The 13,904-nt window shown below is 66.3% G+C and carries 13 protein-coding genes, 1 tRNA gene, 1 pseudogene and 1 riboswitch; of the genes and pseudogenes, 6 read left to right on the top strand and 9 right to left on the bottom strand.

Translation table 11 applies throughout. The features are described from left to right. Positions 1–315 precede the first annotated feature (315 nt). Positions 316–696, bottom strand: a complete 381-nt coding sequence (locus IPJ87_05540) for a helix-turn-helix transcriptional regulator (protein ID MBK7941322.1) — start codon at positions 694–696, stop codon at positions 316–318. Positions 697–944: 248 nt separating this feature from the next. Between IPJ87_05540 and IPJ87_05535 the strand changes: the two genes are divergently transcribed. Further along, a complete protein-coding gene (locus IPJ87_05535) occupies positions 945–1,334 on the top strand; it encodes a hypothetical protein (protein ID MBK7941321.1) in 390 nt (129 codons plus the stop codon). 1,322 nt (positions 1,335–2,656) lie between these two features. Here the strand turns inward: IPJ87_05535 and IPJ87_05530 are convergent. From IPJ87_05530 to IPJ87_05520, 3 genes are all read right to left on the bottom strand, one after another. Beyond that, a tRNA-Thr gene (locus tag IPJ87_05530) sits at positions 2,657–2,731 on the bottom strand. Between the two features lie 45 nt (positions 2,732–2,776). Continuing rightward, positions 2,777–2,974 (bottom strand): hypothetical protein, encoded by a 198-nt coding sequence (locus IPJ87_05525; GenBank protein ID MBK7941320.1) that lies wholly within the window; start codon positions 2,972–2,974, stop codon positions 2,777–2,779. Then, entirely contained in the window at positions 2,961–4,046 is a 1,086-nt protein-coding gene (locus IPJ87_05520) for a hypothetical protein (protein ID MBK7941319.1), read from the bottom strand. The genes IPJ87_05525 and IPJ87_05520 overlap by 14 nt, the downstream gene beginning before the upstream one ends. A gap of 103 nt (positions 4,047–4,149) precedes the next feature. After that, positions 4,150–4,338: riboswitch (cobalamin riboswitch) on the bottom strand. Between the two features lie 86 nt (positions 4,339–4,424). Between IPJ87_05520 and IPJ87_05515 the strand changes: the two genes are divergently transcribed. Continuing rightward, positions 4,425–5,282 (top strand): GNAT family N-acetyltransferase, encoded by an 858-nt coding sequence (locus IPJ87_05515; protein ID MBK7941318.1) that lies wholly within the window; start codon positions 4,425–4,427, stop codon positions 5,280–5,282. Here IPJ87_05515 and IPJ87_05510 read toward each other — a convergent pair. Continuing rightward, positions 5,279–5,926: a hypothetical protein gene (locus IPJ87_05510; GenBank protein ID MBK7941317.1), complete on the bottom strand. Its 648-nt coding sequence runs from the start codon at positions 5,924–5,926 to the stop codon at positions 5,279–5,281. The genes IPJ87_05515 and IPJ87_05510 overlap by 4 nt on opposite strands. Positions 5,927–6,099: 173 nt before the next feature. On the opposite strand from IPJ87_05510, the gene IPJ87_05505 reads away from it, so the two are divergent. The 3 genes and pseudogenes from IPJ87_05505 (at position 6,100) to IPJ87_05495 (ending at position 9,922) form a co-directional block, all read left to right on the top strand. Further along, positions 6,100–6,303 (top strand): hypothetical protein, encoded by a 204-nt coding sequence (locus IPJ87_05505; protein ID MBK7941316.1) that lies wholly within the window; start codon positions 6,100–6,102, stop codon positions 6,301–6,303. Between the two features lie 116 nt (positions 6,304–6,419). Further along, positions 6,420–8,549, top strand: a pseudogene (locus tag IPJ87_05500) (elongation factor G). 98 nt (positions 8,550–8,647) lie between these two features. Then, on the top strand, positions 8,648–9,922 hold the full coding sequence (locus IPJ87_05495; protein ID MBK7941315.1) for a tryptophan 7-halogenase: 1,275 nt from the start codon (positions 8,648–8,650) through the stop codon (positions 9,920–9,922). Positions 9,923–9,927: 5 nt separating this feature from the next. On the opposite strand, the gene IPJ87_05490 is transcribed toward IPJ87_05495, so the two are convergent. From IPJ87_05490 to IPJ87_05475, 4 genes are all read right to left on the bottom strand, one after another. Then, positions 9,928–10,389, bottom strand: coding sequence for a hypothetical protein (locus IPJ87_05490; protein MBK7941314.1), 462 nt, complete (start codon positions 10,387–10,389; stop codon positions 9,928–9,930). Further along, positions 10,359–11,345 carry a M1 family metallopeptidase gene (locus tag IPJ87_05485; GenBank protein MBK7941313.1) on the bottom strand — a complete coding sequence of 329 codons (987 nt, stop codon included), beginning with the start codon at positions 11,343–11,345 and terminating at the stop codon, positions 10,359–10,361. The genes IPJ87_05490 and IPJ87_05485 overlap by 31 nt, the downstream gene beginning before the upstream one ends. Beyond that, complete coding sequence (locus IPJ87_05480) at positions 11,285–11,803, bottom strand: hypothetical protein (GenBank protein MBK7941312.1); 519 nt, start codon at positions 11,801–11,803, stop codon at positions 11,285–11,287. The genes IPJ87_05485 and IPJ87_05480 overlap by 61 nt, the downstream gene beginning before the upstream one ends. A 67-nt stretch (positions 11,804–11,870) precedes the next feature. After that, entirely contained in the window at positions 11,871–12,362 is a 492-nt protein-coding gene (locus tag IPJ87_05475) for a response regulator (GenBank protein ID MBK7941311.1), read from the bottom strand. Positions 12,363–12,532: 170 nt separating this feature from the next. Here IPJ87_05475 and IPJ87_05470 point away from each other — a divergent pair, with 170 nt between their 5' ends. Further along, positions 12,533–13,858 carry an Rv1355c family protein gene (locus IPJ87_05470; protein MBK7941310.1) on the top strand — a complete coding sequence of 442 codons (1,326 nt, stop codon included), beginning with the start codon at positions 12,533–12,535 and terminating at the stop codon, positions 13,856–13,858. The last annotated feature ends 46 nt before the right edge of the window (positions 13,859–13,904 follow it).

Genomic DNA, 13,904 nt, shown 5'->3' with positions numbered 1-13,904 from the left:
GTCCTCACGAGTGACTCATTGGAAGCCAATGCACTAAGGCTGGACAATCCCGCAGTACGAGTTATTGACATCTCTCATACTCGTCTTGGAAGCCAGCTTCGTCGGATGCGTAGCCAAGAAGACAGCACCCTCAAAGTGTCAATAGAGAAAGCTCTTGGGAAGTCGCTCTTGGTCTTCAACAAGCTGCCCTGACTGGCGCGAGAGTCCCCCGATAGTCTGCCCCGCACCGCCCCGGCTGTCGCGCGGTGCAAGCGCTCGGGTTTTTCCCGAGTGCTGCATGGTTGGTTGTAAGGCGTCCCGCCCGCCTCACTCGATCTACGCGAGCTGCCCCTTGACGTGATCCTTGAAGAGGAAGGCATCGAGGAACTCCTTGACCAGGGCCTTCTTGGCTGGGGATAGTTGCTCCACGCGGTGGAACTGAGAAAGCAGCTCCTGATCCTTGATCTGGGCGGAAGCCTTCTCGTGCAGGGTGCCGTTGGAGAGGAAGTCCTGTGACACCTCGAGCTCTTGAGCGATGCGTGAAAGGATGTCGGCGGCGGGCATGGCCTCACCGCGCTCGTAACGGCCGATGTTGGAGAAGTGGACCTTGGCGGCCTTGGCCAGGTCGCTCTGCGAAAGCCCCAAAATCGCGCAAGTCTTCGGCGTGCGGTGGGCCAGGCGGGCGAGCAGGCCGGCGACTTGTGCGGAAGATCTCATCGAACCGATCCTCGGCCAGTTTCAAACTGGCCACAGCGAACTATCTTACCCTCTGATGAACCCGGTCCTGTTCTCCGAGCGGACGATCCCGGACAGCGGTGGGCGAAGTCACAGACTTCGCGAGGCTCGTCGGCGGCTGGCCGACAGGCATCCTCCGCACAAGTCGCCCCGCGCGAACCCAGGGCGCGGGAAGACTTGCGCGATTTTGGGAATCGTGGTGGCACCCTTTTGGATCCACTGTACTCAAGATGAAATCTACGCTATTGCAAAGACTGTCGTTGGTGCTCTGGGCGATAGGTGCCGTGGCAAATCTTCCCGCCCAGCGGGCTGTCCAAGACAGCAGCGTTTACTACGCCAAGGTGGAATCGGACGGAGTTGGTCGAATGCGTTACCCTACAGGTCAGGTCTATGGGCAGGGTACTCTGGATCATCGCGGGGGGCGACAACGGCAGCAGGGTGAGTGGGTCTTCTTCCGCAACAATGGAGAGGTTGATCGTGTCATGTCCTACAACGATGGCGAACTGGACGGCATATCCTACTTCTATGACGGTGCAAGGATCTTCCGCATTGATTACTACGAGAAGAACAAGCTCATAAAGCGAGTCCTGATACCTGCTGACTTACCTGTTAGTCCCTGAACTCGCGCGAGCGTCCTTCGCTCGTGCACCGCGCTGGATCGGGCACCTACGAACACTCCCCAACCTATTGGTGGTAATTGATGAAGAACCACGTCCTATTTCTGCTTTGTGCAAGCCTCTCATGGGCTTGTCGTGCTCAAGTGGACCTAAACCCCCTGATGGCGCGGATGTTCCCCTGCACAATCCCACTTCAGCATGCACCCCACCCGTTCCAAGCTTGGGACCCGTGGTGATGAGCTGGGACGAGCACTGGACAACGCGCCGGTGGCGATGAGGGCTGGCTGGTCCTGATCCGTGAGCGCTGCACCGGTTCTCACACGGGCAGCTAGGTTCCTTCGGGGCACCGGTCCGCAGCGCTCAGCATCCGATCACGCGATCACGCAGTGCGAGCCGAGCTTCCGCGCCCCCCATGACGGAGCCGATGCTCAAGGAGGCGCACGCTTCGGTCCCACCGGCTCCGGGTCGCACGCCCCGCAAGCAAGGCCGGGGTTGGTGCTGCGGCGAAGGGCGCGCGCCGCCACGCGTTCCGCCGCATATCGCGGAGCGCTCGCAGGCACCCGGGTGGGCCAGCCGAAATACGCTTCGTCCGGGGTGAGCCCGTTCAAGGCATCCAACGGCCGCACGGCATTCTCTTCCTGGAAGGCGGCGTCCACACGGCGGCGCAGGGCCGCCCCATCGGCCGGCGGGTCGGCGTGCAGGAAGCCCCGGATCTCTGGCGCGGGAGTTAGGCGCGGGCGGGCTGGTGCGGGCAGGGGCCGTCCTCCCGTGCCATGATGAAACACCTTGCTGACCTTCCCACCACGATCTTATTGGTGTGAGCCGCAAGTACAAGATGCACGATGCCGAGGGCCTGTACTTCCTGTCGTTCGCCGAAGGCACGGGAGGACGGCCTTCCCGCCCTCGGGCCCAAGCGCGCCTGACTCCCGCCCAGGGTGGTGAATGACCGCGCGGAGGCCAGGCTGGAACTTCGGGGGCACAGTGCCGAAGGCACGGGAGGACGGTCTTCCCGCCCGTGGGCCCATGCGCGCCTAACTCCCGCGCCAGGGTGGTGAGGGACCGCGCGGAGGCCAGGCTGGATCTTCGGGGGCACAGTGCCGAAGGCACGGGAGGACGGCCTTCCCACCCGTGGGCCCATGCGCGCCTGACTCCCGCCCCAGGGTGGTGAGGGACGCCGAAGGCACGGGAGGACGGCCTTCCCGCCCTCGGGCCCATGCGCGCCTAACTCCCGCCCAGGGTGGGCCAGGGGGGTGCCTCTGGCCCGCCCTGAAGATCCGGGCGAGAACGACCAAAACGACGAAGGGACCGCTTGCGCGATCCCTTGGTGGAGCCTCCTGTCAGATTTGAACTGACGACCTGCTCATTACGAATGAGCTGCTCTACCGCTGAGCTAAGGAGGCCGGACCCCGCCGACCGTTCCGTCGACGGGGCTGCAAATGTAGGCGTTACCGCTTCACCACGGGCACGGCCGCACGTCCGGGCAGCTGGGCGTGGTAGACCCCGGGTGCCAGGCCGGAGAGGTCGATCGGGTGGCGGCCGGTGGCGAGGCGTTCCTGCCGCAGCACCCGGCCCGACGCATCGCGCAGCGTGAGCAGCTCGCCCACCGCGTCGCTCTCCACCACCACCTGCTCATCCGCCGGCACGGGGAAGAGCGACAGACCGCTCTGCGCCCGCTCCGGACACGGCCGTCCCCGCGCGCACGTCCAGCGCCAGGCGTCCGGGGCTCACCCCCACAGTGGTACTGCTGAGTTCGGTGCCGTCCGGGGTCAGCACGTGCAGCGTGCCGCTGGTGAGGAAGTCGGTGGTGGTGGCGTAGAGCACCCCGTTGAGGGCGTCGTGCAGCAGGCCGTAGGGAAAGAGCGGGCTGGCCAGCGTGTCCAGCACCCCACCGGTGCCCGTGTCGAACCGCGCCATGCGGCCCACGGCGTACTCGCTGAAGACCACCTTGTCCGCCACCAGCTCGCTGGCGCCGCAGCCGCTGTTGAGCGCCACGTTGGCCGTGTAGCTGAAGGCGCCATCGGTGGCCACCCTGCTGATGGCGCTGCCGCTGAAGTCCTTGTTGCAGAACACGTAGAGGTCCTGCCCGGCCACCAGGATGCGCTCGGGGTTGCGCCCATCGGGGCCCAGGTCCACCTGTTGCTCATAGCTCTGGGCGATGAGGTCCACGATGCCCAGGTAGCCCACCAGGTTGCCCCAGTCGAAGGCGTTGCCCACGGCCAAGTAGGCCTTGTCGCCCACCACCTGCACGTCCTCGGCGCTGTGCAGCAGGCCGTCGGCTGGGGTGAGTGTGTAGAGCAGGTCGAGGGTGGCGGCGTCGCGGGCCTCGAAGTAGTGCGGCAGCCCGCCGAGCTCGCCGCGGGTGAGCAGCACCTGCCCGTTCCACAGCGCCACTTTGCGGATGCCGGGCACCGCGGCCTGGTCCAGCAGCGCGTAGCTGTCCGCATCGTACTTCAGCAGCTGGCCGTCGGCCGCCACGTACACCACGTCGTCGGCCACGTCCACATCGCTGGCGAAGCGCTGCCCGGCGATGGTGGCCACCGTCTGGTAGGTGCCCGCGGCCGGGTCGTAGCTGCCGAGGGAGACGGGCACCTCCTGCGTTTGCGTGTTCATGTTGTAGTAGCCCTCGTTGAGCACGAACACTTGGTGCACGAACGACTGGGCGGTGGCCATGGCCACCAGGCCGCTGAGCGCGGCGGAGCAAAGGGAACGGTACATGGACGGGAGGGTTTTGGTACCGCGTTCACCGCGCGGCGGTTTCGTGAAACCCGTCGGTCCGCGGGGGAGCCTGTACCGCACGCTCCCGCCCCGGTCCGGGGGCCGATCGACAGTGCAGGCCGGCAGGTCTTCTGGCTCACCCCCCTACCCCGGGCGCCTTCCCATCCGCCTTTCGGTGGACAGTGGCGTCGGCCCGGGGCCTCGGTGGTTCACAGCTACGGGAACAGCTCCCGGTTCACACGGGATTCCCTCTTGCTCCGTCTGACGCGGCACCTGGCGGCGACGCTCCCTCCGGGCTGTGTCCGGCGCCTTGCGGCACCGGCGCACCGGCATGCGGGGCGAAGGTAGGCGCAGCGCCCGAACGGTATCTTGGCCGCGATGAGCGCCCCCTACGAGCTGCGCCCGCTGGACCTGTCCGACGCGGGCTTGGCGCCGGTGACGGACCTGTTGCGCACCGTGTTCCCCGAGGCCGGGCACTTCACCCCGGAGGTGCTGCGCTGGCAGTACGTGCACAACCCCGATGGTGCCGCCGTAGGCTTCAATGCCTGGGCGGGCGGCACGCTGGCGGCGCACTACGTCACCATCCCCCTGCGGGCGGTGGTGGACGGCGTGGAGGAGCCCGGCCTGCTGTCGCTGAACACGGCCACGCACCCGCAGCACCAGGGCAAAGGGCTGTTCACCCGGCTGGCCGAGGCCACCTACGCGGCAGGGGCGGCGCAGGGCCGCGGCTTCGTGGTGGGCGTGGCCAATGCGAACAGCACGCCCGGCTTCACGCGCAAGCTGGGCTTCCAGCTGGTGGCGCCGCTGGACGCCCGCATCGGGGCCGGTCCACTGCCCTGGCGCGCGGACGCGCCCGCACCGCGCTTCGCCCCGGTGCACGACGCCCGCAAGCTGGCCTGGAGGCTGGCGCATCCGGCCTACCGCTACGGCCAGGCCGTCCAGCGCGACCACACCGTGCTGCTGAGCGCCCGCCGCATGAAGGGCTTCCGCTTCGTGCTGGGCCTGGAACCGGGCTCCCCGGAAGCCGGTGGGCTTCCCCGGGTGGCACCGCCCCTGCTGAAGGCCTTCATCGGGCTCGACCCCGCCCTGCGCTGGAGCGGGTCCACCTACTGGAACGTGCCCATGCGGCTGCGACCCGCCCCGCTCAACCTCATCTTCAAGGACCTCCGCGGGGGCGGCCGTCAGCTCACCGCGGGCGGGGTGCGCTTCCACGCCACGGACTTCGATGTGCTCTAGAAGCGCACGTTGAAGCCCAGTTCGAGCTGGATGCCGCTGGTGGTGAGCTTGGCTTCGTACCCGAACGCGTCGAAGTCGATCTCCTGGCCGTTGGCCTCGAAGCTGCGCAGCGGCAGCCAGTGCCGCACGTACTTGAGGTCGAAGTACATGCCGAAGACCTTCTTGGCATAGAAGCCCAGGCCGGTGCCGAAGGCGAAGTGCGGTCCGGCGTAGCGCGCTACACCCACCTGCGCGAACTGGTAGCGGTCCTCGATGCGCAGCATGCTGTAGCCGCCCTGCATGAACAAGCGCAGGTTGAAGTGATCGGTGTTCACCGGATAGAAGCGGGGCTCGATGCCGATGACCCCCGTGCGGTTGCTGCGCGTGCCGGCAGTGTCCACGTAGCCGCCGAACTCGCCGTAGACGCCGATGCTGAGCGGCTTCACCACGCCCACATGCACCTTCAGGGGGAAGCCGTAGGAGATGGCCCCGTCGCGGCCCTGATCCGTGATCCCGGAGGCGGTCTCAACGTACTTCGTGGCGTGGATGCCCAAGTTGCCACCGGCACTGATGTGGACGGTGCCGGGCTGGTTGCATTGGGCGTGGATGGAGGTCGGCAGCAAGCCCAGGGCCGCCACCGCTGCGGTAAGGAGGTGTCTGCGCATGGTGCGAAGGTGTGGCGTTCGGAGGTCCATGCACGCAGGTCGGGTGGGTGGTCGGCGAACAGCCTGCCGTGGATGAACGAACCGTTGGGAGCCCAAGGGTGTTCTTCGATCGTTGCGTTCCGCCGACGGACGCCCCTACATTTGCCCCCTTGCCGACCCAAGCCTCGTCCCCGATGAGCCCCAAGCCCGAGCGTGCGCAGACCGACCAGGAGATGACGGAGACGACCGAGCCGACGGCCCAGGCTGCGGTGGCCCCACCCGCTCAGCGGTTCGATTTCTGTCCCCACAAGGACCTGAACCTGCCGACCTCCTATGACGAGGTGGTGAAGCGCTTCAAGCGCTTGCAGGGCGATCGTGCCTGGGAGGTGATGAACTGAGGCCGGCCCCCTAGCAAATTCCGCGCCCCGCCGCCTGGCGGGGGCGCATTGTTTTCCGCCGGCCGCGGCCTTACCTTCCATGCGTTCTTTCCCGTCCGACCAAAACCCTTTTCGCCATGACCGTCTTCGATGCCAAGCACATCAAGAACATCGCCCTCCTGGGCAGCCATGGATCCGGCAAGACGACCCTTGCCGAGACCATGCTGTTCGAGGCGGGCCTGATCACTACGCCGAGGCCGCGTGGAGGACCGCAACACGGTAAGCGACCACACGGACCTGGAGCACGAGCGCGGCAGCTCGGTCTTCGCCACCTGCCTGCACACCGAGTGGCGCGACTACAAGATCAACATCATCGACACGCCGGGCCTGGATGACCTGGTGGGTGAGACGATCCCCGCGCTGCGGGTGGCCGACACCTGCGTGCTGCTGCTCAACGGCCACCACGGCGTGGAGGTGGGCACCGACCTGGTGTGGGAGCAGATGCAGCGCTACGACCGCCCAGTGATCATCGCGGTGAACCAGCTGGACCATCCGAACGCCGACTTCGACGGCACGGTGGCGCAGGCGCGTGAGCACTTCGGGCCGGCGGTGACGGTGATGCAGTATCCCGTGGAGCAGGGCGAGGGCTTCCACCGCATCATCGACCTGCTGAAGATGACGATGTACGTGTTCAAGGACGCCGGGGGGAAGCCCGAGAAGCAGCCCATCCCCGAAAGCGAGAAAGCCCGCGCCGAAGCGCTGCACAAGGAGTTGGTGGAAAAGGCCGCCGAGAACGACGAGACGCTGATGGAGCACTACTTCGACAAGGGCGAACTGGACGAGGACGAGATGCGCCTCGGCCTGAAGCAGGGCATGATGAAGCGCACCTGCTACCCGGTGTTCTGCATGAGCGCGCTGCGCAACATGGGCAGCGGGCGGATGATGACCTTCATCGACAACGTGGCGCCGAGCGCCGTGGAGATGCCACCGGCGCCCCTGGCCGGCGAGGGCGGCCTCCCCTGCCGCGCCGACGGACCTCCGGTGCTCTTCACCTTCAAGAGCGTCCTGGAGCCGCGCACCGGCTGGATCTCCTTCTTCAAGGTGATGAGCGGCGAGGTGAAGGCCGGCATCGAACTGCTGAACGACAACACGGGCGCCACCGAGCGCGTCGGCCAGCTCTTCATCGTGGACGGCAAGGAGCGCAAGCCGGTGGACAGCCTGGCGGCGGGCGACATCGGGGCCACCCTGAAGCTGAAGGATACCGGCACCGCGCACACGCTGCATGCCCCCGGCCCCGCCGTGAAGCTGGCCCCCATCGCCTTCCCCGAGCCGCGCTTGCGCGTCACCGTGAAGGCCCGTGACGCCAAGCTCGAGGAGAAGCTGCACGCCGCGCTGCTGGAGATCCACCGGGAGGACCCGACCGTGGAGCTGCACTACCTGCGCGAAAGTGCCCAGCAGGTACTGGGCGTGCAAGGCGAGCTGCACCTCAACCTGGTGAAGTGGAAGCTGGAGCATCACTACAAGGTGGAGCCCGAGTTCGGCTCGCCCAAGGTGCCCTACCGCGAGACCATCCGCCGCGAGGCCGAGGCCATGTACCGCCACAAGAAACAGACCGGCGGCGCGGGCCAGTTCGCCGAGGTGCACCTGCGGATCGGGCCATGGCTCGAGGGCATGCCCGAGCCGGCCGGGATCAGCGTGCGCCACAAGGAGATGCATCCGCTGCCCACCGGCGGCCATCTGGTCTTCTACAACTGCATCGTCGGCGGGGTCATCGACACCAAGTTCCTGCCCAGCATCCTGAAGGGCGTGATGGAGAAGATGGAGAAAGGACCGCTGACGGGCAGCCCCGCGCGCGACATCCGCGTGCTGGTGACCGACGGCAAGATGCACCCGGTGGACAGCAACGACATCAGCTTCAAGATCGCCGGTCTGCAGGCCTTCCGGGAGGCGTTCACCATGGCCGACCCACTGCTGATGGAGCCTGTCCAGGAGCTGGAGGTGCGCATGCCCGAGGAGCTCATGGGCGAGGTGATGACCGACCTGCAGGGCGCCGCTCGGTGATCGTGGGCGTGGAAGGCCAGGGGCGGTTCCAGGTGGTGAAGGCCCTGGTGCCGCTGGCCGAGTTGGACCGCTACAGCACCACCCTGCGCAGCCTCACCCAGGGGCGCGGCACCCACACCGAGCGGTTCCATACCTACCAGCCCGTGCCGCATGAGGTGCAGGCCCGGTTGATCGGATCGCACCGGGATGAGGTCGTCGAGGCCTGATCCGTACACCGCTATCGGCACCCGGGCGCAGGTCCGGGTGCTGTGCGTTATGACGGTGATCAGTGGCCGTGAACGCTAGCTTTACTAGCATTGCAGCGATGGAACAGGTGGACGTGATCGTGATCGGTGCCGGACCGAGCGGCTGTGTGGCCGCCGCGCACCTTGCCCGGCAGGGCCGACGTGTGATGATCCTGGAGAAGCAGGTGTTCCCCCGCTTCGTGATCGGTGAGAGCCTGCTGCCACGCAGCATGGAGCACTGGGAGCAGACCGGCCTGCTGCCTGCCTTGATGGAGCAAGGCTACGCGCCCAAACTGGGTGCGCGCTTCATCCGCGGCGATCACGAGCTCATCGACCTGCAGTTCAACGACAACTTCACCACCGGCTGGACCCGCACCTGGCAAGCCCCTCGTGCCCATTTCGACAAGGTGGCCGCCGATGCCACGGCCGCGCAGGGGGTGGACATCCGCTACGGCATCAGCGCCGAGGAGGTGGACCTCTCCCGGGAGGACCGTGTGCGGGTGACAGCGCGGGACGGGAACGGTGCACTGGAGGTGGAAGGCCGGTTCCTGATCGACAGCAGCGGCTATGGCGGCACCTTGGTGAAGCTGCTGGGACTTCGCGACGATCGAAGCCCGAACCCGCGGATGGCCGTGTTCACGCATGTGCGAGAACGCGATCGCGACGCTTGGCCCGAGCCGATGCAGATCACCTTCGAGGTGATGGCGGTGGATCTGTGGTTCTGGGTGATCCCCTTCAGCGATGGCAGCACCTCGCTGGGCTTCGTCGGCGATCCGCGGCACTTCGACCCCTTCACGCCGGAACGGCCCCTGCGCGAGGCTTGGAGGGCCATGGTGGAGCGGTCGGTCCGCTTCCGCGAGCGCTTCATGGACCAGGCCCCGCTGTGGGACCCCCATGTGCTGCACGACTATACCCACTACAACGAGAAGCTGTACGGCCGCAACTACGTGCTCACCGGCAATTGTGCAGGTTTCCTCGACCCGGTGTTCAGCAGCGGGGTGATGCTCGCCACGGAGAGCGGCCTGTTGGCCGCCAAGCTCACCGAACGTGTGCTGCAAGGCGAGGCAGTGGATTGGGAGCACGACTACAGCGACCACATCCGGTGGGGCGCAGCGGTGTTCCGCAGCTACATCGACGGTTGGTACAACGGCGACCTGCAGACCATCTTCTTCAATCCGGTGGTTGAGCCCAAGGTGAAACAGCAGATCATCTCGGTGCTGGCCGGCTATGTGTGGGACCGCAAGAACCCCTTCGTGGCCCGTCATGACCGGATCCTGGGGCAGCTCGCCAACATGCTGCGCGGTCGGGGCTCCGATCAAGTGGTCACCGAGAGCACGCTCCTGGCCCGCGGCTGAGCGGATCAGCGCTTCCCCTTCCGCTTCTGCGGCACTTCCTCCGGCGGTGTGGAGGGTGACCAACTGTCGTTGGTCGCGTCCATGTCCGCCATGCGGCCCACGGTCAGCAGCTCCACGTTCAGCACATCCTTGAACGGTAGGTCCACCAGCACACGATGCGTGTGCTCCGGCCACGACCAGGGGCGCCCGACAGCGAAGGTGTAAGCTTCCGAGCCCGCCGGTTTGTGCCCGCGCATGAGGCTCAGGGGAACGTGCACATGCACCATGCCCCCATCGCGAGCGGTCACCCGGATGTCCACCGGCATCAGCATCTCTCCCGCACGCCGCAGGACCACCATGGTGCCCTCGCCCACGGCCATGGCGCTGTCCACGGCCAGGTCGAGCACGCGCGTGGTGTTGATCCATTCATCGAAATACCAGTCCAGCTCCACCCCGCTCACCTGTTCCATGCTGCGCTCCACGTCCACCGGGCGCGGGTGGCGGAACCGGCACTTGTCGTACAGCCGCCGAAGGCCTGCTCCACGGTGCGCTCCCCGATCACGGCACCGAGCTGGTGCAGCACCATCTCCCCTTTGCTGTATGCAGTGATGCCGTACGCCCGGTTGGTGATGAAGTGATCGGCATGCACGGTCATCGGTTCATTGTCCGGAAGCGACAACAGCATGCGGTATCCCTCGTACCCACCGGCATGCGGGTCCTTGTCCCCGCCGAACAGGTGCTGCATCACCCGGGCGCTGGCGAACTCGGTGAAGCCTTCGTCCATCCAGGCGTAGTGCGCCTCATCGCTGGCCAGCACGCCGTAGTACCAGCTGTGCACGCTCTCGTGCACGCTGACGCCGACCAGGCTGCCCAGCTTGCGTTTGCCGGTGATCAGCGTCATCATGGGGTACTCCATGCCGCCGTCGCCACCTTGCACGAAGCTGTATTCCGGCCAGGGGTAGCGCCCGAAGTGCGCGTTCATGAACTCGAAGCTCCGCACCATGTATCCGGGCAGCTGCTCCCACACGGACCGCAGTTCCGGATCATCCTGGAAGAAGCACCGGATCAGTGGACCACCGGGTACCTGGGCGGTGAGCTGCACGTAGTCGGGATCGGCCGCCCAGGCCACATCGTGCACACTGTCGGCCCGGAAGACCCAGGTGTTGCGCGCGGCACGACCGGCCCGCGCCGGGTCAGGGGCTGCGTAGCCGTGCCCGATCGCCGCAGGGTCCTGTAACACCCCCGTGGCCGCCACCGTGTACGCGCTGTCGATGGTGATGCGCAGGGTATGGCCGCCCCATTCCCCGTAGAACTCGCGCCCCACATACGGCCCGGCGTGCCAGCCCCGATCATCATAGGCGGCCACCTTGGGGTACCACTGGGTCATGCTGTAGGCCACACCCTCAGCGTTATTGCGGCCCGAGCGGCGGATCTGCACGGGCACCTGGCCGGTGAAGTCCAGCTCGAACGTGCTCCGGGCACCCGGTGGAACGGGTGTGGCGGGTCAGGCCGCAAGGCCGTGCCCAGGTGCTCCATCTGCACAGGCCGGCCGTCCTGGCTTCCGGCGGTGCACCGCAGTTCACCTTGGTCATCCGGCCCGAGGGCGGCGATCCGTGCGCCCACCCGCGGGTCCGGGTCGGCGATGGTGCGCGAGCGGCTGTCCATTTCGCTACCGGGCCTGAAGGCATTGAAATAGAGGTGGAACCATAGCTCGTGCAGGGTGTCCGGGCTCTGGTTGTGGTACACCAGCCGCTCGTGGCCGGCGAACCGGTGGGTGCGCACGTCCAGGTCGACGCTGAGGTCCACGTCGATCCATTGCTGCCACCGGTCGCACTGGCCGGAGGCCGCGATACCGAACGGCATGATCGCGCACAGCAGCGCGGAACGCGGAATGATGCTCATGGGGCGCCAAAGATGGCGCAGCGCTGCGGCCGGTGCGCCATGGACGGCGCGCGCGGCTCACCGCTGGTCAGGAAAGCAACCGCTGGCGCAGGGCGAACTCGAGCTGGCGGTTGGCCTCCACGAGCTGTTGCGTGTACTGTTCGCGCTGCCGCTCCGCCTTGATCTCGGCGTGGGCCGCCATCACCAAGGCCTCCAGGCGTGCCGGATCCCATGGTTTGGCGATGTAGTTGGTGACCCCGCCCAGGTTCACCGCGTCGATCACGGCCTGGATGTCCGAATAGGCCGTGACCAGCATGCGGCGCACCTGGGGAAATCGTTCGCGGACCATTGAAAGGAGCTGGCTGCCCGTGGTGCCCGGCATGCGCTGGTCGGTGATGATCACATCCACCGGCCGGTTCGACAGGAACTGCCAGGCCTCCTCGAACCCGCTCGCCGTGAGCACCTCGAACGAGCGCCGGAACGTTGCGTGGAACGCCTGCCTATTGCCCGCGTCATCGTCGACGAACAGCACGACCGGGCGGTCGGGATCGGTACCCAGGTTGAACACGCGTGTGGCCATGGCTAGCACCGGACATGGGTTCGTCCGCGTTCGCCTTTACGGAACGCCGGCCTGCCAGGTTACGATGCCTCCACGGCGATAAATGTTCATAAGTTGTTAATAATCCATAGTTGATTAGCTTTGACCCGCCGGGTGAACTTGGACACCTCACCGGCGATCTCTTCAGGACCATGGACATGGGACTCCACGCGCGGTTGCGCGAGGCGGGAACGGATGCGCTCACCTGCGCAGCGCAGGTGTTCAGGCCCACCGTGGAGGCCGACCGGGCCGGCCTTGAGTCCCTCTTCAGAGCGGGCCGGGTGTTGCATGTGCATGACCGCCTCCGGGAACAGCTCGGCGAACTGCTGCGGATCCAGTCCCCGGCCCGTCGGTTCACGGCGCACGAGCTGGACTTGGCGGTGAGCGATCATCTGGCCGGCACCCGCATGGAGGATCACGGGGTCTGGGTCTACTACCCCTGGAGCGGCCGGTTGGTGCACCTGCTCGACGAGGTCGATTTCGCCCGGGTACGCACCGACCGGAACCGCAACAAGATCACGCGGGAGGAGCAGGAGCTCCTCTACACCAAACGCATCGGTGTCATCGGCCTTAGCGTGGGCCAGAGCGTCAGCCTGGCGCTCGCGCTCGAGCGCAGCTTCGGGGAGCTTCGGATCGCCGACCACGACCGCCTCGACCTGAGCAACCTGAACCGCCTGCGCAGCGGCGTGCACAACCTGGGCCTGCCCAAAACCGTGAACGTGGCCCGCGAGATCGCCGAGATCGACCCCTTCCTGAAGGTGACCTGCTTCCACGACGGCATCACCCGCGATAACCTTGACCGGTTCCTGACGGACGGCGGTAAGTTGGACATGCTGGTGGAGGAGTGCGACAGTGTGGACATCAAGATCCTGGCCCGTCAGCGCGCCAAAGCGCATCGGATCCCTGTGGTGATGGACACCAGTGACCGGGGCATGATCGACGTGGAACGCTTCGATCTGGAGCCGGAGCGACCGCTGTTGCACGGGCTGATCGACCACCTCGACCCCGAGGCGGCGGCAGCGGCCCGGACCAACGAGGAGAAACTGCCTTTCCTGGCACCGATCGCGGGTATGGACGGACTTAGCGCGCGCATGAAGGCGAGCATGGTCGAGGTGGGACAGAGCCTGACGACCTGGCCTCAGTTAGCCACTGGCGTGCAACTCGGGGGTGCGTTGGTCGGTGATCTGCACCGGCGTATGGCGCTGGATGGGATGCGCTCCTCCGGTCGATGGTACGTTGATCTGGAGGAGCTGGTCACCGACGACACGACGGCGACGCCTGCGAAGGAGATCGAACGCCTTCCTGAAGCCGCGGAACTTCAGCTGGACTCCGGCATCCTACTTGAGCCGCAGCCTCTGGCTTCACCTCCCTTGGGGCGGACAACATGCAGCCTTGGAGGATCGTACTTCGCGACGGTCGGCTGTTGCTCTTTCATGACCGGCTTCGGTCCCGTTCCGAACTCGATAGCGAGGAGATGATCCCGCACATCGGCCTTGGGATGTGCCTGGAGAACATCCTACTGTC

The organism is Flavobacteriales bacterium, from assembly GCA_016713875.1.
GTDB lineage: Bacteria > Bacteroidota > Bacteroidia > Flavobacteriales_F > PHOS-HE28 > PHOS-HE28.
This window is presented reverse-complemented; position numbering and strand designations above follow the sequence as displayed.